The sequence below is a fragment of the Streptomyces sp. NPDC001407 genome (genome assembly GCF_042895325.1).
Taxonomy (GTDB): Bacteria; Actinomycetota; Actinomycetes; order Streptomycetales; family Streptomycetaceae; genus Streptomyces.
Genome location: NZ_JBIAWF010000002.1, coordinates 284,444 through 303,270, shown reverse-complemented (window position 1 = coordinate 303,270; position 18,827 = coordinate 284,444). Strand labels below are relative to the sequence as shown.

Annotated in this window: 18 protein-coding genes; 14 read left to right on the top strand and 4 right to left on the bottom strand. The window is 71.4% G+C overall.

What is annotated here, in order from left to right:
• Positions 1-20: 20 nt before the first annotated feature.
• Complete coding sequence (locus ACFY1P_RS04940) at positions 21-1,022, bottom strand: helix-turn-helix transcriptional regulator (protein ID WP_361520092.1); 1,002 nt, start codon at positions 1,020-1,022, stop codon at positions 21-23.
• Positions 1,023-1,300: 278 nt separating this feature from the next.
• On the opposite strand from ACFY1P_RS04940, the gene ACFY1P_RS04935 reads away from it, so the two are divergent.
• The 10 genes from ACFY1P_RS04935 (at position 1,301) to ACFY1P_RS04890 (ending at position 9,120) form a co-directional block, all read left to right on the top strand.
• Positions 1,301-1,561 (top strand): hypothetical protein, encoded by a 261-nt coding sequence (locus tag ACFY1P_RS04935; protein WP_390749720.1) that lies wholly within the window; start codon positions 1,301-1,303, stop codon positions 1,559-1,561.
• Between the two features lie 111 nt (positions 1,562-1,672).
• Positions 1,673-2,971 (top strand): diaminopimelate decarboxylase, encoded by a 1,299-nt coding sequence (locus ACFY1P_RS04930; RefSeq protein ID WP_390749719.1) that lies wholly within the window; start codon positions 1,673-1,675, stop codon positions 2,969-2,971.
• A complete protein-coding gene (locus tag ACFY1P_RS04925; protein ID WP_390749718.1) occupies positions 2,968-3,444 on the top strand; it encodes a holo-ACP synthase in 477 nt (158 codons plus the stop codon). The genes ACFY1P_RS04930 and ACFY1P_RS04925 overlap by 4 nt, the downstream gene beginning before the upstream one ends.
• Positions 3,425-3,850 (top strand): hotdog domain-containing protein, encoded by a 426-nt coding sequence (locus ACFY1P_RS04920; protein ID WP_361520100.1) that lies wholly within the window; start codon positions 3,425-3,427, stop codon positions 3,848-3,850. The genes ACFY1P_RS04925 and ACFY1P_RS04920 overlap by 20 nt, the downstream gene beginning before the upstream one ends.
• A complete protein-coding gene (locus ACFY1P_RS04915) occupies positions 3,850-5,370 on the top strand; it encodes a class I adenylate-forming enzyme family protein (RefSeq protein ID WP_390749717.1) in 1,521 nt (506 codons plus the stop codon). Before ACFY1P_RS04920 ends, ACFY1P_RS04915 begins: the two co-directional genes overlap by 1 nt.
• Before the next feature lie 35 nt (positions 5,371-5,405).
• Positions 5,406-5,675 carry a phosphopantetheine-binding protein gene (locus ACFY1P_RS04910; RefSeq protein WP_361520105.1) on the top strand — a complete coding sequence of 90 codons (270 nt, stop codon included), beginning with the start codon at positions 5,406-5,408 and terminating at the stop codon, positions 5,673-5,675.
• Between the two features lie 41 nt (positions 5,676-5,716).
• Entirely contained in the window at positions 5,717-6,121 is a 405-nt protein-coding gene (locus ACFY1P_RS04905; RefSeq protein ID WP_361520108.1) for an ectoine synthase, read from the top strand.
• Positions 6,122-6,148: 27 nt separating this feature from the next.
• Positions 6,149-6,667 (top strand): diaminobutyrate acetyltransferase, encoded by a 519-nt coding sequence (gene ectA / locus ACFY1P_RS04900; RefSeq protein ID WP_361520110.1) that lies wholly within the window; start codon positions 6,149-6,151, stop codon positions 6,665-6,667.
• A 141-nt stretch (positions 6,668-6,808) separates the two neighbouring features.
• On the top strand, positions 6,809-8,125 hold the full coding sequence (locus tag ACFY1P_RS04895; RefSeq protein ID WP_390749716.1) for an MFS transporter: 1,317 nt from the start codon (positions 6,809-6,811) through the stop codon (positions 8,123-8,125).
• A gap of 47 nt (positions 8,126-8,172) precedes the next feature.
• Complete coding sequence (locus ACFY1P_RS04890; protein WP_361520116.1) at positions 8,173-9,120, top strand: LysR family transcriptional regulator; 948 nt, start codon at positions 8,173-8,175, stop codon at positions 9,118-9,120.
• An 18-nt stretch (positions 9,121-9,138) separates the two neighbouring features.
• Here ACFY1P_RS04890 and glsA read toward each other — a convergent pair whose 3' ends face one another.
• Entirely contained in the window at positions 9,139-10,770 is a 1,632-nt protein-coding gene (glsA, locus tag ACFY1P_RS04885; RefSeq protein ID WP_390749715.1) for a glutaminase A, read from the bottom strand.
• A 610-nt stretch (positions 10,771-11,380) separates the two neighbouring features.
• Here glsA and ACFY1P_RS04880 point away from each other — a divergent pair.
• From ACFY1P_RS04880 to ACFY1P_RS04865, 4 genes are all read left to right on the top strand, one after another.
• Complete coding sequence (locus ACFY1P_RS04880; protein ID WP_361520122.1) at positions 11,381-11,599, top strand: hypothetical protein; 219 nt, start codon at positions 11,381-11,383, stop codon at positions 11,597-11,599.
• A 197-nt stretch (positions 11,600-11,796) separates the two neighbouring features.
• Positions 11,797-12,600: an HlyD family efflux transporter periplasmic adaptor subunit gene (locus ACFY1P_RS04875; RefSeq protein ID WP_361529022.1), complete on the top strand. Its 804-nt coding sequence runs from the start codon at positions 11,797-11,799 to the stop codon at positions 12,598-12,600.
• Complete coding sequence (locus ACFY1P_RS04870; protein ID WP_390749714.1) at positions 12,585-14,882, top strand: NHLP family bacteriocin export ABC transporter peptidase/permease/ATPase subunit; 2,298 nt, start codon at positions 12,585-12,587, stop codon at positions 14,880-14,882. The genes ACFY1P_RS04875 and ACFY1P_RS04870 overlap by 16 nt, the downstream gene beginning before the upstream one ends.
• A 1-nt stretch (position 14,883) precedes the next feature.
• Positions 14,884-17,715 (top strand): NHLP bacteriocin export ABC transporter permease/ATPase subunit, encoded by a 2,832-nt coding sequence (locus tag ACFY1P_RS04865; RefSeq protein WP_390749713.1) that lies wholly within the window; start codon positions 14,884-14,886, stop codon positions 17,713-17,715.
• On the opposite strand, the gene ACFY1P_RS04860 is transcribed toward ACFY1P_RS04865, so the two are convergent.
• Together ACFY1P_RS04860 and ACFY1P_RS04855 are read right to left on the bottom strand one after the other, a co-directional pair.
• Entirely contained in the window at positions 17,703-18,281 is a 579-nt protein-coding gene (locus ACFY1P_RS04860; RefSeq protein WP_390749712.1) for a hypothetical protein, read from the bottom strand. The two genes, ACFY1P_RS04865 and ACFY1P_RS04860, sit on opposite strands and share 13 nt — an antisense overlap.
• Before the next feature lie 128 nt (positions 18,282-18,409).
• The gene (locus ACFY1P_RS04855; RefSeq protein ID WP_390749711.1) at positions 18,410-18,748 is read right to left on the bottom strand and encodes a MerR family transcriptional regulator; all 339 of its coding nucleotides are present in this window, start codon (positions 18,746-18,748) and stop codon (positions 18,410-18,412) included.
• Between the last annotated feature and the right edge of the window lie 79 nt (positions 18,749-18,827).

Genomic DNA, 18,827 nt, shown 5'->3' with positions numbered 1-18,827 from the left:
ACTCACTCGGCCTGCCCCCGTCACGGCGGCACGTCGGTCCGTGGGAGGCAGCCGCGCTGTACGGCGTGCACTCCGGCCTGGAAGCGGCTGCGTGCGTCCAGGTGGGTCATCACCGCGGAGGCGATGCGCCGCGCGGTGCGCGTCGATACACCGAGCCGCTTGGCTATCGCCTCGTCGGTGTGGCCCTGGGCCAGCAGGCGGAGGGCCTCCGCCTGCTGGCGGCTGAGGTCCGAGGGGGAGGGCCGGGGCGGGGCTCCCCATGGGGCGGCGGAGTCCCACACCGTCTCGAACAAGGCGCCCAGCGCTTCGACCACTTCGGCCGAGGCGATGGCCACCGCACCCGGTCCGGAGCCGTCGTCACACCGGACGACCAGCGCGACCCGCCGGTCGCAGATGATCATCCGGGTGGGCAGGGAAGGCGCTGTGCGGACACCGGCGCCGAGGGAGGTGAGCCACTCGGCGTGGGCGACGCCGGCGGGGTCGAGACGGACGCTGTCCATGTAGACGGTCCGCGAAGCAACACCGCGGGCGAGCAGCCGGCGGTGCAGCGGGCGCAGTTCCACCGGCTCGGGTGCCGCCCGGCCCGCCGTGGGGGCGAAGACCCGTAGCTCCTCCTCGGTCTCCTCGCAGACGGCCATGGCGTAATCGCGGATGTCCCCGGCCCCGTTGAGATGCAGCACGGTTCTGTCGCCCAGGGACGGGGCAGCCGGGGGAGCCTCGGAGATCAGCTCGGCGACCGCGATGCGGCTGGCCTCGACGCGCTGTTGCTGTGTCGCCAGTTCGGCCTGCTGGCGGGCGAGCAGCAGGCCCAGGCCCAGCTCCGGTCTCACCGGGTCCACCTGCCGGTCCTCGGGGGAGGTGCGCAACAGCCCCAGTTCGCTGAGCCTGTCCAGCGCGCCGCGCAGCTCGGATTCCGCGAGCCCCAGGCGGGCGCAGAGGGTGCGGGCCCCCGCCCCCGGGGCGGCCAGCATCTCGCGGTAGACGGATTCGGTGGTGCGGTCCAGTCCGAGGATGTCGAGCACGTCGCCCGTTCCCTCCCTGATCCCATCGACGTCAGAGCGTTGGTAGCGTGCCCGGCGGAGCAAATTGCATGCCTGTTACAGGCGTTGGTTCTCCGTGGTGGGCGCGCCCCGGCGGACATCCGGCTCACGACCGGCATCGCGGACGCTTTAGGACATGGGCTGAACGGGCCCGGTCCCGCACATTGCCGCCGGAGTGCCGGGCTCGTCATGGTCGGGGAATGTATCTCGTTCATCTCCACCTTCGCGCACGGAATTCGGAGGGAAGGATTCCGAATCGGGTGGCCATGGCCCTGACCGAGTCGGCGGCACCCGGGGACGGGGTCGAGCACGTCGTCGTCCACGCCGACGCGCGGCCGGGGCCGGTCATCGGGCTCTTTCTCAGAGCGGCCGATCTCCGCACGGCCGAGGCCACCGCAAAGGCACTCTGGATTCGCGCCCGGGAAGCCCAACACTGGCTGAAGCAATGGGAGTTGTGCTGCGCGGAGGCGCCACTTCTCCTGCTCGACCTCCCGCCGGAGAACGACCCGCCGCCGGACTGAACGAGCTGGACTGAACAGGACAGGGGCCGGATCGGTCCAGAGCGGAATGCTTGTCAACGCGAAGGCGCCCGGTGAAGCTCTTGTCCATCAGCGAAACCGCATACGGAAAACATGGCGGGAGGGCGGATGGGCGCAACGGAAGCCCGCGTTCAAGGAAACCCCGTGTCGGAGCTGGCAGAACGGTTCGGCACCCCTCTGTTCGTCTACGACACCGATGTCCTGGAGCACACCTATCGTGAACTGCGGGGATTGCTACCGGAATCCGTCGATATATTCTTCTCCCTCAAGGCGAATCCCAACATCAGCGTCTGTGCCTTTCTGGGGAGGCAGGGAGCCGGTGCCGAAGTCTCCTCCTATGTGGAGCTTCTGACGGCTCTCCGTGCGGGGATGGCACCGGAGGACATCATCTTCCTCGGGCCCGGCAAGGACCGGCGCGAACTCGAAGCCTGCGTCGACGCGGGAATCCACGCCGTGGTCTGCGAATCCCTGGAAGAGCTGCGACAGCTCGACGAACTGGCGGGCTTGCGGGGCGCCGACGGGTGCCGGGCCGTCCTGCGGATGAACCCGGCCTTTCACAGCAAGGGCTCCGGGCTCGCCATGGGCGGCAAGCCACGGCAGTTCGGCATCGACCAGGAGGCCCTGAGCCGTTCGAAAGGCGTGGTGTCCGCTCTGCGGCACGTGACGGTCACCGGTCTGCACGCCTATATGGGCACACGCTTCCTCGACGCGTCGGACGTGATCCGCAACACCGAGCAGATCCTGGCGGCCGCCGAGGAACTCGCCGGTGAACTCGGCATTCCACTGGAGACGGTGGACTTCGGCGGCGGCCTCGGCGTCGCCTATTTCGACAACGAGACCGATCCGGATGTCACCGCCCTGGGCCGAGGACTGCGCGCGGCAGTGGAAGGATTTCACGGCCGTCACCCCACCTGTCGGCTGATCATGGAATTGGGCCGCTATCTCACCGCCCTGGCAGGCACGTACGTGGTGAAGGCGCGGTATGTGAAGGAGTCCATGGGGGACTGGTTCATCGTCGCGGACGGCGGCACTAATCACCACATGGCCGCCGTCGGCGTCGGGAGTTTCGTCAAACGCAACTTCCCGGTCCGGCACCTGACCCGCCCGGACGATCCGGTGACGCACCGCTATTCCTTGACGGGCCCGCTGTGCACCCCCAACGACGTCATCGCCAAACGCGTTTCCCTGCCCGAAGTCAGGCCGGGAGACCTGCTGGGGGTCGAGCGGTCCGGAGCGTACGGCCCCACCGCCTCGCCGGGGCACTTCCTCAGCCACGGATTCCCGGCCGAGGTGCTCGTCCACCGAGGCCGGGCCACCTTGGTCAGGGAACCCGACTCGGCCGAGGAACTGCTGGCCAGACAGCGGCTGGTCGACTTCGGCACGGACACGTGAACGCGGCCGCCATCCCCGCGGAGACAGACGGGACGGAGGCGGCGGAGACGGCGGAGACGATCGGCATCGGCATCGACGTCCTCGACCGCGACGAGCTGCGCCGGCTCCTCACCCGGCCCTGGTTCCTCCGCTTCGTCTTCGCCCCCGAGGAACTGGCCGCGGCCGGGAGCCTGGGGGAGGAGCGCAGGCTGGAGTTCCTGGCCGGCCGCTTCGCCGCCAAGGAAGCCGTGCTCAAGGCGCTGGGCACCGGCATGCTCCAGGGCATCGCCCCCCGGGAGATCTGCGTCGAACGCGCGGCCGACGGCTCCCCGCGCGTGAGCCTCCGCGGCCGCGCGGCCGGCCCGGGGCGACCGGCCGTCACCGTGTCCATCACCCACAAACACGACGTCGTCGCGGCGGTCGCGATCGTCCGGCCGTCCCCCACGACGCCGACGACGAGAGGAGACCCGGACGATGCCGCCGCCCGGCGATGACGAAGAAGCGCCGACGACCGCACTGCTGCGCGTCCGCATCGGCGAGGAAGATGCCCACTACGGCGGTGGGCTGGTCGACGGAGCACGCGTCCTGCGGCTCTTCGGAGACCTCGTCACAGAGATCACGATCCGTACGGACGGCGACGAGGGGCTGCTGTCGGAGTACACCTCCGTCCGCTTCAGCGCCCCCGTCCGCCCCGGCGACTACATCGAAGCCACCGCCCGCCTCACCCGTACCACCAGACTGCGCAGGGTCGTCGAGCTGGAGGCGCACAAGGTCATCGCGGCCCGCCCGGAAACCGCGGCGAGCGCCGCCGAAGTCCTCCGGCCGCCCGTCCTGGTGTGTGCCGCGACGGCGACCACGGTCATCCCCGTCAGGAAAGCAGCCGCCCGTAAGGAGAAGTGATGCGCCCAGCGCCTCAGTTGTTGCACGAATTGCTGGACGAGGCGGCCCGGAACCGGCCGGACGGCCGTGCCCTGACCACCTCGACGACGAGCCTCACCTACGCGGAGCTCGCCTCGGCGAGCGCCGGCGCGGCCGAGACCTTGCGCGCACGAGGAGTCAGGCGCGGCGAACGCGTCGTCGTGTCGGCGGACGACGGGGCCGTGGTCGCCGTCCTCGTCTACGCGGCATCCCGCCTCGGCGCCGTCTTCAGCGTGCTGCACGAGCAGGTCCGCGGAGCACCGCTCGTCCACGTGCTCCACGACTGCGAACCCGCCCTGATGGTCTGCGACGACCCCGCCGCGGCCCGTACCGCGGCCGAGCACACCGTCCCCTTCCTCGACGCCGGCGAACTGCTGCGCACGGCACTCGCCGACGGCGCACCCCCGGCAGACATCCCGCGAACCGCCGAGGCCGCCGCACCCCTGACGGTCGACCCGGCCTGCCTCATCTACACCTCGGGCACCACATCCCTGCCCAAGGCGGTGGTGAGCACCCACCAACAGATGCTCTTCGCCGCCACGGCCATCCAGGACCGCCTCGGCTACCGCGCCGACGACATCCTCTACAGCCCCCTCCCCCTGTCCTTCGACTACGGCCTGTACCAGCTGTTCCTGGCCGCCCTCAGCGGCGGTCACCTGCGGCTCGGCACCGCCGCCGAAGCCGGCCCGCCGCTGCTGCGCAGCCTGGAGGAGAGCGGGGCGACCGTGCTCGCCGCCGTCCCTTCCGTGGCCGACCGGCTCGCCTGGCTGCTCCGCCGCGGCGAGGGCAGGCTCCGCCGGCTCAGGCTTCTCACCACCACCGGCGCCGCCCTGTGCGACACCACGACGGCCGCGCTGCGCCGGGCCCTGCCCGGCCTGCGGATCCAGGTGATGTACGGCCTCACCGAGTGCAAGCGCACCGCCATCATGCCGCCCGACGGCGACCTGGACCGGCCCGGATCCTGCGGGCTGCCGCTGCCCGGCACGGAGGTCCACGTCGTCGACGACGAGGGCAACCGCCTGCCGCCCGGCGAGACCGGCCAGTTCGTCGTGCGCGGCCCGCACGTCATGGCCGGCTACTGGCGTCGGCCCGAGCTCACCGCCGAGCGGTTCTTCCGCCGGGACGGGCTCTTCCCCGAACTGCGCACCGGCGACTACGGATGGCAGGACCAGGACGGCTATCTGTACTTCAGCGGACGCCGCGACGACCTCTACAAGGAACGGGGCTTCCGGGTCAGCGCGACGGAGGTGGAGGCGGCGGCCCGGCGGGTCGCCGGAGTGACCTCCGCCGCCGTGCTGCCCCCGGAAGGCGACCGGAGCGCGCTGCTCGCCGTCGTGGCGGACATCAGCTCCTCGGAGGTTCTCGACCACATGCGGGAACACATCGAGGAATTCAAGGTGCCCCGCCGCTGCGTGGAACTCGACACCCTGCCGACCAACGGGAACGGCAAGGTCGACCGCCGCGCCCTGGCGGCCCTCGTCGAGAGCCGGACAGCCCGGTGAACACCCTCGCCCCCACCCCCGCACAAGGAGTTGTGATGAACCGTCAAGACGTTGTCCAGGCCCTCGAAGCCGCGCTGACCGATGTGCTGGACCGGCCAGTCTCCGGCCTGACGGGAGAGGTCCGGCTCTTCGACGACCTGCACCTGGACTCCACCACCATGCTCGAAATGCTCATGGCCCTGGAGGACTCCATCGGGCTGGAGGTCGACCCGGAGGAACTGGAGGTGGACGACTTCGAATCCGTGGCCACGTTCACCGATTTCGTACTCTCCGAACGCCCCGCCGGGGACACCTCCGCGGCCTGAACCGCGCCTTCGTACCGACTCATACCGAAAGGCACACCACCATGATCGTGCGTTCCTTCGCCGACATCGAGAACACCGACCGGCACGTCAGGGCCAAGAGCGGCACCTGGGAGAGCAAGCGCATCGTGCTGGCCAAGGAGGGTGTGGGGTTCTCCCTGCACGAGACCACGGTCTACGCGGGCACGGAGACCTCCATGTGGTACGCCAACCACATCGAGGCCGTCCTGTGCGTGGAGGGCGAGAGCGAGCTCACCGACGAGGAGACCGGCGAGAAGCACTGGATCACCCCCGGCACGATGTATCTGCTCGACGGCCACGAGCGGCACACGCTGCGGCCCAGGACCGACTCGCGCTACGTCTGCGTCTTCAATCCACCGGTCACCGGCCGGGAGGACCACGACGAGAACGGCGTCTACCCCCTGCTCACCGAGCCGACGGGTGCCTGAGGGAGGCCGGGAGAGGAGAGCATCGCCATGACCGTCACCACAGGCACACCGGCGCCCCGCGCCCACGTCGTCTACCGGCGGCCGGAGCCCGGCGACGCGCTCACCGTATGGGACATGGTCGACCGCAGCGAGGAGCTCGACAACAACAGCCCGTACTACTACGCGCTGTGGTTCCGCGACTTCGCCGCGAGCTCGCTCGTCGCCACCGTCGACGGTGAGGTCGTCGGCTTCCTGACCGGATACCTCAGGCCGGACGAGCCGGACACGTACATGGTCTGGCAGACGGCGGCCAAGCCGCGCCACGGCATCCCGTTCCTCGGCGTCAAGCTTTTCGAGGAGGCCGTCGGACGGGCGGCCGGCGCGGGCGCGCGCTATGTGGAGGCCACGGTCTCCGCGGACAACAAGGCGATCATCATGGTGCTGAGGAAGCTGGCCAAGTCCCACTCCGCCGCGATCGAGACCAAGGTGCTGTTCCCCGGCGACCAGTTCCCCGGCGAGCACCACGACGAAGTGCTCTACCGCATCGGTCCGCTGTCCGCACGGTGACCGCGCGCCGGGTGCGCCGCGAACGGTACGCGCCGTTCGCGGCGCACCCGGCCGTCCGGGGCCCGGTCGGCCCGGACGGTGTCAGGGGCGCCGTGCCGGGCACGCGCGTCGGGTAGCCACCTCACGCAAAGGAATCCCTCCATGAGCGAAAGCGTCGAAGCCCCCGGGCCCGGCCACCGACGGGGCGTGCACCGCGCCTGGTGGGTGGCCGCGGTCGCCTGCGTGGCGATCGTCGTCGCGGGCGCCTTCTCCACCATGCCGGGCCTGCTCGTCGGCCCGTTGCACGACGAATTCCACTGGTCACGCGGGTCCATCGGGTTCGCCAGCTCGGTGAACATGGTGCTCTACGGAATCACCGCGCCCTTCGCCGCGGCCCTGATGGACCGCTTCGGCATGCGCCGGGTCGTCGGCGGCGCGCTCACGGTCGTCGCCGCCGGCGCGCTCCTGACCACCGTCATGACCGCGGCATGGCAGCTGACCCTCTACTGGGGACTGCTGGTCGGCCTCGGCACCGGATCGATGGCCATGGCCTTCGGCGCGACCGTCACCAACCGCTGGTTCGTCCGTCGGCGCGGCCTGGTCACCGGTGTGCTCGCCTCGGGCAGCGTCTTCGGCCAGATGGTCTTCCTGCCCGTGCTGTCCTGGATCGTCGACCACTACCGATGGCGTCCCGCCCTCGTGACGGTCGCCCTGGCCGCCTGCGCCGTGGTCCCCTTCGTGTGGTTCGTCCTGCGCGACCACCCCGCCGACGTGGGCCGGGAGCCCTACGGCGCACGGGACTTCGTCCCGAAGCCGCCGCCCACGCGCGGGGCCGCCCGCCGGGCCCTGACCGTCCTGCGGGACACCGCGCGCACGGGCCCCTTCTGGCTGCTCGCCGGGGCCTTCGCCATCTGCGGCGCGTCGACCAACGGCATCATGTGGACGCACTTCACCCCCGCCGCCCACGACCACGGCATGGCCGTGACCACGGCGTCCTCCTTGCTCGCGGTCATCGGCGTCTTCAACGTCGCGGGCACCATCGCCTCCGGCTGGCTGACCGACCGCTACGACCCGCGCCGGCTCCTTGCGGGGTGCTTCGCGCTGCGCGGGTTGCTGCTGCTCTTCCTGCCCATGATGATGACGGCGACCGTGCAGCCGTCGATGATGCTCTTCGTGGTGCTCTTCGGCCTGCTCGACCTGGCCACGGTGCCCCCGGTCCTGGCGCTGTGCCGGGAGTTCTACGGCGAGGACAGCGCCATCGTCTTCGGCTGGACGAACGCCGCCCACCAGGTGGGCGCCGCCGCCGTCGCCTTCCTGGGCGGCGTCGCCCGGGATGCCTTCGGCTCCTACGACACCGTGTGGGTGTCCATCGGCTCGCTCTGCGGCGTGGCCGCCCTGATGTCACTGGTCATCCGCCGCCCCACGGCGACGGAAGGGGAGCAGGTCCTGACCGAGGAGCGGGCGGGCGCTGCCCGCTGAGGTGATCCGTCCATCAAACGTTGATCACCGCTGCATAACCTCCGGCTATGACCATGACTCTGAGGCAGTTCCAGTATTTGGTGACGATCGTGGACACCGGCTCCTTCACGCGGGCGGCCGAGCGGCTGCACGTGTCCCAGCCCGCGCTGTCCCGCCAGATCCAGACGCTGGAGCGGTCCTGCGGAGGGCCCCTGATCGAGCGCGGACCGCGTCCGATCGTGCTCACGCCGCTGGGCCGGGCGGTGCTGCCGCACGCACAGGCCGCGCTGGCCGGCGCCGACAAGGTCAAGGCCGCCGCCCTGCGGGTCAGCGGCACGGCGGGAGGTGAGCTGCGGCTGGCCACCTTGCACTCCATCAGCCTCGGGGTGCTGCCGCCCGTGCTGCGGGCATGGCGGCGGACCCACCCGGACGTCCGCGTCATGGTCGCCGAACAGCCGCACGCCACGGCGCTCCAGAACACGATGGCGGCGGGCCGGGCGGACGTGGCGATCGGGCCCGTCCCGACGGAGTGGACCGGGCGGATGACACCGCTGGGCACCGAGGAGTTCGTCGTGGTCATGGCCCATGACGACCCGGCCGTGCAGGGCCTTCCCTCGGCGGCGTACGGCGGCTCCCGCATCCGGCTGACCGATCTCGCCCACCGCGAGTGGGTCCACTACGCCTCCGACAACGGCCTGGCGAAGCTCCTGGACCACGTCTGCGCCAGGGCGGGTTTCGAGCCGCGGGCCGCCGTACGCACCCAGCAGACCGCGGCCGCACCGCTGCTGGCGGCCGCGGGGATCGGCCCGGCGCTGGTGCCCGCGAACATCGTGCCCGCGCACTTCGACGGCCGTGTCCTGCTGCCCGAACCGGCGGTACGCCGGCCACTGACGGTGTACACCCGCCACCGCCCCGACCCGCTCACCGTCGCCTTCGTCGAAACCCTCAACCGTCACGCGTCCGTCACCCCGCCCCACCTCGCGGCGGGCGCCACCCCTCCGTATGCCGGGCGGTGAACCGGGCCGCCGGGGCAACTACTGCTTGGCGCCCGGGGCATTGCGGGGTGGGCCGGCGGCGTCGGCGAGCTGCTGGGCCAGCCTCCGGTGACCGGACCGGTTGGCGTCGTCCAGGGGGGTCCCGCCCCAGCGGTCCACCGGCTGCGGGTCGACCCCCATCGACAGGAGGAAGTCCACGGTGTCCCGGTGCCCCTCGGCGGCGGCCAGGTGCAGGGCGGTGCGTCCGTCGTAGTCGGTGGCGCCGAGGGGGACGTTGCAGGCGGCCAGGCGGCGGATCTCGTTGAGGTCGCCCTGGCTGGCGGCCAGGCACAGGCCCACGATGCCCTCGATGGCGCTCTGCTGGCGCTTGAGGCGGGGGTCACGCTTGCCGGCACCGGTGCCGGTGAGCAGGTCGTAGGGGTGGACGTTGTAGCACTCGACCAGGCGCCGGCAGACCTCGATCCCGCGCACCGAATTGCCCTGGGCGTCGAGGCGGGGCGACCAGACGGCGATGCCCATCAGCTGGGGCACGACCAGCATCAGCGCGCCGGACACCCCGCTCTTGGCGGGCAGGCCGATGGTGAACGCGAACTCGCCGGAGAAGTCGTACATCCCGCACGAGGACATCAGCGACAGGCAGTGGCGCACCGTCCGGGCGGAGAAGACGGGGTCGCCGGTGAGCGGGCAGACCCCGGCGTTGGCCAGGGAGGCGGCGGCGACGGCCAGTTGCCGTGCGTCGACCTCGATCGAGCAGCACTGGAAGTAGAACTCCAGGGTGGCCAGCAGATCGGTGCCGGGCGGGAAGGCGCCGCGTTCCCGCATCGAGTAGCCGAGGGCGAAGTTGCGGTCGGCGGTGTTGCGCTCGGACAGATAGACGGAGTTGTTGAAACCCACGCCGCGGCCGCCGGCGAGGCGTTTCCAGGTCTCGGCCACGAAGTCGAAGCGGTCCGCGGCGTCGAGCTCGCGCTGGATGAGCGCACAGCTCATGATGGCCCCGGCGTTTATCATCGGGTTGTGCGGCAGCCCCGCCTTGTTGAACGTCAGCTCGTTGAAGCCCTGCCCGCTGGGCTCCCGCCCGACGTGCCGGTGGACGGTGTCGGGCCCGTGCTCCTCCAGCGTGAGGCAGTAGTTGACGGTCTTGCAGACCGACTGCAGGCAGAAGTTCACCTCCGCGTCCCCGATGGAGAAGCGCTGACCGTCCACGGTGCACACCGAGATGGCGAACTGGTCGGCCGCGACCCGTGCGAGCTGGGGGATGTACGCGGCGACGGCGCCGGTCCGGTCGGCGCGCACCTCTTGGTGGATGCGCCGGAGGTCCTCCACCAGCGCGGGGAAGTCGGGGACCGCGAGCTCCCCGCGGGCGGCCCGCTCGATGATGCCGCGGTTGCGCCGGGTGGCGGCGGCGAACTCCTCGGCGGAGAGGAGTAACGGCTCGGCGGGCGCGGGTGCGGGGCGGTCCAGATTGGCGACGGTCTCGGCGATCCTGGGGTCGTCGGTCAGGATGCCGGCCTGGCGCAGCACCTTCAGCAGCCGGTCGGGGGAGAAGCGGCCCGACGCGTCCTGCTCGAAGCAGCCGAAGAAACTCGGGTGATCCTCTCCGTCCTGGCCGGCAGCGGTCCTCGGTACGGAGGAGCGGGCCGCGGGCTGCTTCCCGGTCTGCGCAGCGGGCACAGAACTCCTCCGATCGATGCGCCGTTCCCTCGGAAATCCCTGCCGCACCGACGATTCCCGGCCACCACCGGCGAAAACCGGCCGCGCCTAGGCCGGGGCGCTCAGGCCGGTGGTGCGGTTGCGAAGACCGGGGCGTCGAGCGCGCCGTGCGCCGTGCGTCCGCCGTAGGCTCCGGCCGGTCCGGCACCTCGCGTGAGTGTCCCGTCACCGAGCGTCGCTTCGGCAAATCTTTACATTGCCCGCGGGGGAGAGGGGCCGGACCTCTCGCCGTCCTCGATATGCCGGTTATGACCGACGCGCTTGGTGATCGTGTGTCCATTTATGTTCCGTGAGCGCGGTGGACCCCTGGAATCTGTTACTCGATCTTGTGGAGAAGGTGTGACGGTTCGGCAAATGAATCCAAAAGAGGGCTGGTCGGAGCGGTGCCGCGGGAACCGGGAGACGTCAACGCGGTTGGCTGTGCCAGTCGTTCGCGTGCTTATATCTGCGCACCGCGGCAGTTCTTGGAACGGCGGTCGATTCAGACCGGGCTGCCCGGTGTGGTCGGGCCGTTTCGGTACGGCCTGCCGCAATCATTGATAAACAGTCAGCCAAATGAAGGGTGCGCATCATGCGTAACGACATCGAGACCCGCGAGATCGCCGACGCCGAGCTGGACGCCGTTTCCGGTGGTGTCAGCCTCTCCGGTGGCCTCGTCGGCGCCGTGACCGGCGACGTTCACAACGTGCTGGGCACCGTGACCTCCCTGCAGACGGTGCACGCCGCGCAGGCCCTGCCCGGCCAGGTCGAGGGCATCGTCGGCGTCCAGGCCGGTGTCGCCGGTCTCTGATCGTGAATTCCGCCACCGGACCCGGCGGTCCGGTGGAATTCACGGCCTGACGGCGGCCCGTACGCCGCCGTGAGGTTTTCCATGAACCCCGGAACTCCCCTTTCCGGGGTTCATGGCCGCCCGTCGGCCCATGGCCGACGGGCGACAGGCATGCAATAAAGAAACCCATGTCACGAATGCAGTCGAAGGAATAGTTCGTGCAGTTCCGCCAGAAGGCGCTTTCCAAGCTGCAATCGCCCGAAGAACTCGATCTGCCCGTACGCTTCGCGCGCCCGCAGGGCCGCCTCGTCCTGGCCGTCACGATCGTCGTCATGGCCGTGGCGGGCATCTGGGCATTCACCGGATCCGTGGCCTCCAAGCTCGGCGCACCCGGCATCCTCATCCACGCGGAGGGCAGTTACACGCTGCAGAGCCCGTTCGCCGGGCAGGTCACCGGAGTCCTCGCCAAGGAGGGCCAGTCGCTCTCCCCGGGCGCGCCCCTGCTCGAGGTCAGCACCGACCGCGGCACCCGGGCCGTGCGCGCGGTGGCCGGGGGACGGGTGACGACCCTGGTCGCCAGGACCGGTTCGGTCGTCACGACCGGCGCCGACGTGGCGGTCGTGGAGCGCGTGACGAACCCGGACGAGCCGCTGGTGGCCATGGTCTACGTACCCGGCGGGAACGGCGCGGCGATCCCCGTCGGCGCCCAGGTCGACCTGAGCGTCCCGTCCGTGCCCCGGCAGTTCGGCGTGCTGCGCGGCCGCGTCACCGCGGTCGGCCGCACGCCTCAGACGCCCGCGCAGCTCGCCGGCTTCCTCGGCGACAGCCGGCTCGCCGCACAGTTCTCCCGGCAGGGGAACCCCGTGGCGGTGCTCGTGCGACTGGAGCGCTCGCCGGACACCAGGTCCGGCTACCGCTGGTCCTCCACGGACGGACCCCCGTACCCCCTCGACTCCACGACACCGGTCACCGCCGCCGTCCACCTCTCCGCCCAGCGCCCCGTCGATTGGCTGCTCCCGTGACCGCGTCACCGCGGACCGCCCAGGACCGCTCCCGGCCCCCCGCCCCCCAACTCCCGCCCGCCGGACGCCGACGCCACCGCCCGGCACCGCAGGGCGGCACCCGCCGCGCGGAAAGACCCCGGGGCAGGGCACCGGGCACCGTACGCACCCCCACCGTGCTGCAGATGGAGGCCGTGGAGTGCGGCGCCGCCGCGCTGGCCATGGTGCTCGGCCACCACGGCCGCTTCGTCCCCCTCGAAGAGCTGCGCATCGCCTGCGGCGTCTCCCGCGACGGCTCCCGCGCGGGCAACCTCCTCAAGGCCGCGCGCGGCTACGGGCTGAAGGCCAAGGGCATGCAGATGGACCTCGCCGCGCTCGCCGAGGTGAGCCCCCCGGCCATCCTGTTCTGGGAGTTCAACCACTACGTCGTCTACGACGGCACGGGCCGCCGCTTCGGCCGCCGCGGCGTGTACGTCAACGACCCCGCCAAGGGGCGCCGGTTCGTGCCCATGGAGGAGTTCGACACCAGCTTCACCGGCGTCGTGCTCACCTTCGAACCCGACCGGGGATTCCGCCGCACCGGCCGCAAGCCCGGCGTCATGGCCGCCATGCCCGCCCGGCTGCGCGGCACATCGGGCACCATGCTCGCCGCCGTGCTCTCCAGCCTGCTGCTGGTGGCCGTCGGGGCGGCGGTGCCCGCGCTGAGCCGTACGTACATCGACATGTTCCTGATCGGCGACCAGACGTCCGCGCTGGGCGTGCTCTTCGCGTCGATGGCGGTCACCCTGGTGCTCACCGCCACGCTCACCGCGCTGCAACAGGCGAACCTGCTGCGCGGGCGCGTCATCTCCTCCACCCTGGGCAGCGCCCGCTTCTTCCGGCACCTGCTGAGACTGCCGGTCACCTTCTTCTCCCAGCGCAACCCCGCCGACCTGGTCCAGCGGCTGAAGTCCAACGACGCCGTCGCCGAGACCCTCGCCCGGGACCTCGCGGCCGCGGGCGTGGACGCCGTCGTGGTGGTGCTCTACGCCGTGCTGCTGTGGACGTACGACCCACAACTGACCGTCGTCGGCGTGCTGATCGCGCTCCTGAACGTGGTGGCCATGCGGATCGTGATCCACCTGCGCGCCACCGGCACCCAGAAGCTCCGCGCCGAGAGCGCCCGGCTCACCAATACCTCCTACAGCGGCCTCACGCTCATCGAGACGATGAAGGCCACCGGCGGCGAGAACGGCTTCTTCCGCCGATGGGCCGGACAGCACGCGGTCACCCTCGACGTGCAGCAGCGGCTCGGCGTGCCCGGCGCGTGGCTGGCGATCGTCGCCCCCACCCTGGCCGCGCTCAACAGCGCGCTGATCCTGCTGATCGGCGGCCTGCGGGCGGTGGAGGGACACCTCTCGGTCGGCCTGCTCGTCGCCTTCCAGGCCCTGGTGACCAGCTTCACCGCCCCGATCACCCGCCTCAACGGCGTGGCAGGACGGATCCAGGAGTTCGCGGCCGACGTCACCCGCCTCGAAGACGTGGAGAACTTCCCCGCCGACCCGCACCACTCCCGGCGCGAACCCCCCGGCGGCACCCGCCGCCTCAAGGGCCACGTCGAGCTCGACCACGTCACCTTCGGCTACAGCCCCCTGGACGCCCCGCTGCTCAAGGACTTCTCCCTCACCGTCGGCCCCGGGCAGCAGGTCGCGCTCGTCGGCGGCTCCGGCAGCGGCAAGTCCACCGTCTCCCGGCTGATATCCGGCCTCCACGCCCCCTGGGAGGGCGCCATCCGCATCGACGGGATGCGGCTGGAGGACATCCCGCGCGGCGCGCTGGCCGCCTCCGTCTCCTTCGTCGACCAGGACGTCTTCCTCTTCGAGGGCACCGTCCGCGACAACGTCGCCCTGTGGGACCCCTCCATCCCCGACGAGGCCGTCGTCGCCGCCCTCCAGGACGCCGCCGTGTACGACGTGGTCGCCCGCCGCCCCGGCGGCATCCACAGCCGCGTCGAGCAGGACGGCCGCAACTTCTCCGGCGGCCAGCGCCAGCGCCTGGAGATCGCCCGGGCCCTGGTGCGCCGCCCCAGCGTCATGGTCCTCGACGAGGTGACCAGCGCCCTGGACGCGGCCACCGAGCAGATCGTCATCGACAACCTGCGGCGCCGCGGCTGCGCCTGCGTGGTCATCGCCCACCGGCTGAGCACGGTGCGCGACAGCGACGAGATCGTCGTGCTCGACCGGGGCACCGTCGTCGAACGCGGGCGGCACGAGCACCTGGTCGCCGCCCGGGGCCCGTACGCCGCACTGGTCAAGGAGCACTGAGGTGACGTACCCGCACCCGCCCCACGTCGCCCCGGACCCGGTCGTCGCGGCCCTGGGCGCACTCGGCTCGGAGGCCGACTGCACCGGCCCGCGCAGCCTGTCCCTGGAGAACCCGCTCGTGCTGTGGCTCGTCGTGGACGGCGAGCTCGACCTGTTCGCCGTCGACACGGCCCAGGCGGGCCCGTGGCACTTCCTGGGACGGCTGACGGCGGGCACACTGCTGCTGGGCCCGGCCGAAGGCCCCGAACACACCCTGGTCGGCCGCCCGTTGCCCGGCTGCCGGCTGCGCCGCATCGAACTGCGCGAGCTCTCCCGCCCGGAGTACGGCGACCCGTGGAACACCGCCACGGACCAATGGGGGTACGACGTCCCGCCGAGCCCCCTCGAAGACGCCTTCGCGCGTGGCGTCGGCCGTGGCCTGCGCGTGCTCTGCCAAGCACCGCTGGAGAGCCGCACCACCACCGGCCAGGGCGCGGCCGACGACGACATCCTGTGGATGCGGATCGTCCCGGGCAGTGTGCAGTACGGAGCCGCGTACGAAGCGGAAGCGGTCGGCACCCTCCTCGTCGACCCGGCGATGTGGCAGGGAATGGTCGACCAGCAGTACCGCCTGCTGTACGCCCTGGACCGCTGGATCGAACAGCTGGAGCGCGCCCACGAGGACCGCGCGGCGGCCGGTATCGAGGCCGGCGAGACCGCCCGCACCCAGGCGGACCAGGCGCTCCTGGCCTCCATCGACCGCGCCGGCGGAGCGGCCCGCCGCCGCGCGGGCGACGACGCGACGTTCGCCGCCTGCCGCCTGGTCGCCGACGAGGCCCGCATCACCCTGACCGAACCCGGCGCGCCGGCCACCGCCTCCGGCCGGATTGACCCCGTCGAACGCGTCGCCCTCGCCTCACGCGTCCGCACCCGGACCGTCAGGCTCGACGGGCGCTGGTGGCGGGAGAACAGCGGCCCCCTGGTAGGCAGGCGCGAGACCGACGGGACACCGGTCGCCCTGCTGTGGCGGCGCGGCGGATACGAGGCCGTCGACCCCGCCACCGGAGCGCGGGAGCGCGTCGACAAGGCTGCCGCCGCCGGCCTCGCCCCGAGCGCCGTCATGCTCTACCGCCCGCTGCCCGACACGAAGCTGACCCTGCCGCGGCTGCTGCGCTTCAGCGTGCGCGGCACCCGCGGGGAGCTCGGCAGCCTCGCCCTGGGCGGGCTGGTCGCCGTCGGCCTGGGCGCGCTCGTCCCCATCGCCACCGGCAAGGTGCTCGGCCAGTACGTACCCGCCGCCGAGAACGGCCTCATCGTGCAGACGGCCCTCGCCCTCATCGCGACCGGCGTCGTCTCGGCCGCCTTCATGCTGCTCCAGAACATCTCCGTCCTGCGCCTGGAAGGCCGCATCGAGGCCACCTTGCAACCAGCCGTCTGGGACAGGCTGCTGCGCCTGCCCACGACCTTCTTCACCGGCCGCTCCACCGGAGAACTTGCCGCCGCGGCCATGGGCATCAGCTCGATCCGCCGCGTCCTCTCCGGCATCGGCTCCGTGACCCTCCAGGCGAGCACCGTCGGCACGATGAACCTCGTGCTGCTGCTCTGCTACAGCGTGCCCCTGGCGCTGGCGGCGGTCGCCATGCTGCTCGTCGTCGCCGCCGTCTTCCTGGGCCTGGGACTGTGGCAGCTGCGCTACCAGCGACAGCTGATCAAGCTCGGCAACAAGCTCGACAACCAGGCGTTCCAGACCCTGCGCGGGCTGCCCAAGCTGCGCGTGGCCGCGGCCGAGAGCTTCGCCTACGCCGCCTGGGCACGGGAGTTCGCCCGCACCCGCGAGCTGCACCAGCGCATCGGCCGGATCAAGAACATCGTCACCGTGCTCAACGCCGTCCACCTGCCCCTGTGCACACTGGTGATGTTCATGCTGCTGGCAGGCCCGGCCCGGGGCAGCATGTCCGCCGCCGGCTTCCTCACCTTCAGCACCGCCGTGACGATGATGCTCTCCTCGGCCACCCAGCTGACCGGCGCCCTCCTGTCCGCCGCTGCCGTGCAGCCGATGTTCGAGCAGATCAGACCGGTGCTCCAGGAGACCCCCGAGGTACGCGGCTCCAGCATCCAGCCGGGCGCGCTGACCGGGGCCGTCGAGGCGAAGAACCTCTCCTACCGCTACACCGACGACGGCCCGCTCGTGCTCGACGACGTGTCCTTCCAGGTGCGGCCGGGCGAGTTCGTCGCCATCGTCGGCGCCAGCGGCTGCGGTAAGTCGACCCTGCTGCGCCTGCTCATCGGCTTCGACAAGCCGGCCTCCGGCAGCGTGCTGTACGACGGCCAGGATCTGGCGGCGCTCGACCAGGCGGCCGTACGCCGCCAGTGCGGCGTCGTCCTGCAGAACGCCCAGCCCTTCAGCGGCTCGATCCGCGACTGCATATGCGGAGCCGAGGCGTTCTCGCTCGAAGAGGCGTGGGAGGCCGCAGCGATGGCCGGCCTGGCCGAGGACATCAAGGCCATGCCGATGGGCATGCACACCGTGCTCTCCGACGGCGGCGGCACCGTTTCCGGCGGCCAGCGCCAGCGGCTGATGATCGCCCAGGCACTCGTCCGCAAGCCGCGCGTCCTCTTCTTCGACGAGGCCACCAGCGCGCTGGACAACGAGGCCCAGCGCGTGGTCATCGAATCCACCCGCGCCCTGCGCTCCACCCGCGTCGTGATAGCCCACCGGCTCTCCACGATCATGGACGCGGACCGGGTGATCGCCATGGCGGACGGCCGGATCGTCCAGCAGGGATCCCCCGCGGAACTGCTCGCCGACACGGGCGGCTTGTTCCACGAACTGGTCCGCCGTCAGATCGGCTGACCGCCGGCGGGGACGGTGGCACGGAACTTCTTCGTCAGGTCCGCGCCCCGGATGACGCCGTTGGTGTGGTACGTCAGCCCCCAGGCGTCGAGGGCGGAACCGTCGGCGAAGACGCACAGCGTGTGCAGGTGATCGCGGTCGACCGGCTCGCCGTCCTTGATCCAGCCACCGGTGTCGCTCTTGCGGTTGCCGAACTGGGTCGTCCCGCCGATCGCGGCGCAGTAGGCGGCCGAGGGGTTGCCCTGGGGGTGTTCGGGCAGCGGGGGCTTGCGGACGTAGGCGAGGGCGGCGAGGGTCGGCAGGTCCGCGGCGAGAGTGTCCGCCGCCACGGCGATGCGCGACCCGTCCTTGGCCTCGAACAAGCACAGCTCGCGCCGGCCGCCGAGCGGGGTGAGTTTGCGGCCGGCGTCGAAGTACGCGCGGTGGACGGCGGCGTCGCCGCCCTGCTCGGCGCACCAGCTCGCGGGGGTGCTGGGGTGAGGCGCGGCCGGTTGGGCGGTGGCCTGGGTCGCCGCGGCGGCGATGGCGGCGGTGACGAGGGTGACGGCAAGGACGCGTGCTCGCATGAGTGCCTCCCGTGAAGTCGTGAGGCCGCCAGTCTCAACGAGCCGTGTGTACGCGTCAATGACGTCTGTGGCGTTACGCGCCGGCTCGGCGGAGGGCCCCCGCTTAACGATGCCGCGCCTCGGCCCGCTCAGCGCGTATTGTCGTACGACTCGGCCGCGGCGCGCCGGTATTCGGCGTTGAGGCGCTGTGCTTCCTCGAGCTGGTCCTCAAGGATGATGATGCGGCAGGCCGCCTCGATCGGGGTGCCCTGGTCGACGAGTTCGCGGGCGCGGGCGGCGATCCGCAGCTGATAGCGGGAGTAGCGGCGGTGGCCGCCCTCCGACCTGAGCGGGGTGATGAGCCGGGCCTCGCCGATCGCCCGGAGGAAGCCGGGGCTGGTGCCGAGCATCTCGGCGGCCCGTCCCATGGTGTACGCGGGGTAGTCGTCGTCGTCCAGACGACCACTGAGCGGGGTGTCTGCCGTCATCCTCACCTCGTTGTGCAGCGCGTCGAGGGGCCCCGGCGGCCCATGTGCGGCACCGAGGCCCCGCGGAAAACGTTAACTA

Excerpts from the sequence above, each read along its gene's own strand:
- ACFY1P_RS04930 (WP_390749719.1), top strand. The coding sequence starts at position 1,673 with ATGGCGGGAGGGCGGATGGGCGCAACGGAAGCCCGCGTTCAAGGAAAC.
- ACFY1P_RS04920 (WP_361520100.1), top strand. The coding sequence starts at position 3,425 with ATGCCGCCGCCCGGCGATGACGAAGAAGCGCCGACGACCGCACTGCTG.
- ACFY1P_RS04915 (WP_390749717.1), top strand. The coding sequence starts at position 3,850 with ATGCGCCCAGCGCCTCAGTTGTTGCACGAATTGCTGGACGAGGCGGCC.
- ACFY1P_RS04910 (WP_361520105.1), top strand. The coding sequence starts at position 5,406 with ATGAACCGTCAAGACGTTGTCCAGGCCCTCGAAGCCGCGCTGACCGAT.
- ACFY1P_RS04905 (WP_361520108.1), top strand. The coding sequence starts at position 5,717 with ATGATCGTGCGTTCCTTCGCCGACATCGAGAACACCGACCGGCACGTC.
- ectA (WP_361520110.1), top strand. The coding sequence starts at position 6,149 with ATGACCGTCACCACAGGCACACCGGCGCCCCGCGCCCACGTCGTCTAC.
- ACFY1P_RS04895 (WP_390749716.1), top strand. The coding sequence starts at position 6,809 with ATGAGCGAAAGCGTCGAAGCCCCCGGGCCCGGCCACCGACGGGGCGTG.
- ACFY1P_RS04890 (WP_361520116.1), top strand. The coding sequence starts at position 8,173 with ATGACCATGACTCTGAGGCAGTTCCAGTATTTGGTGACGATCGTGGAC.
- ACFY1P_RS04880 (WP_361520122.1), top strand. The coding sequence starts at position 11,381 with ATGCGTAACGACATCGAGACCCGCGAGATCGCCGACGCCGAGCTGGAC.
- ACFY1P_RS04860 (WP_390749712.1), bottom strand. The coding sequence starts at position 18,281 with ATGCGAGCACGCGTCCTTGCCGTCACCCTCGTCACCGCCGCCATCGCC.
- ACFY1P_RS04855 (WP_390749711.1), bottom strand. The coding sequence starts at position 18,748 with ATGACGGCAGACACCCCGCTCAGTGGTCGTCTGGACGACGACGACTAC.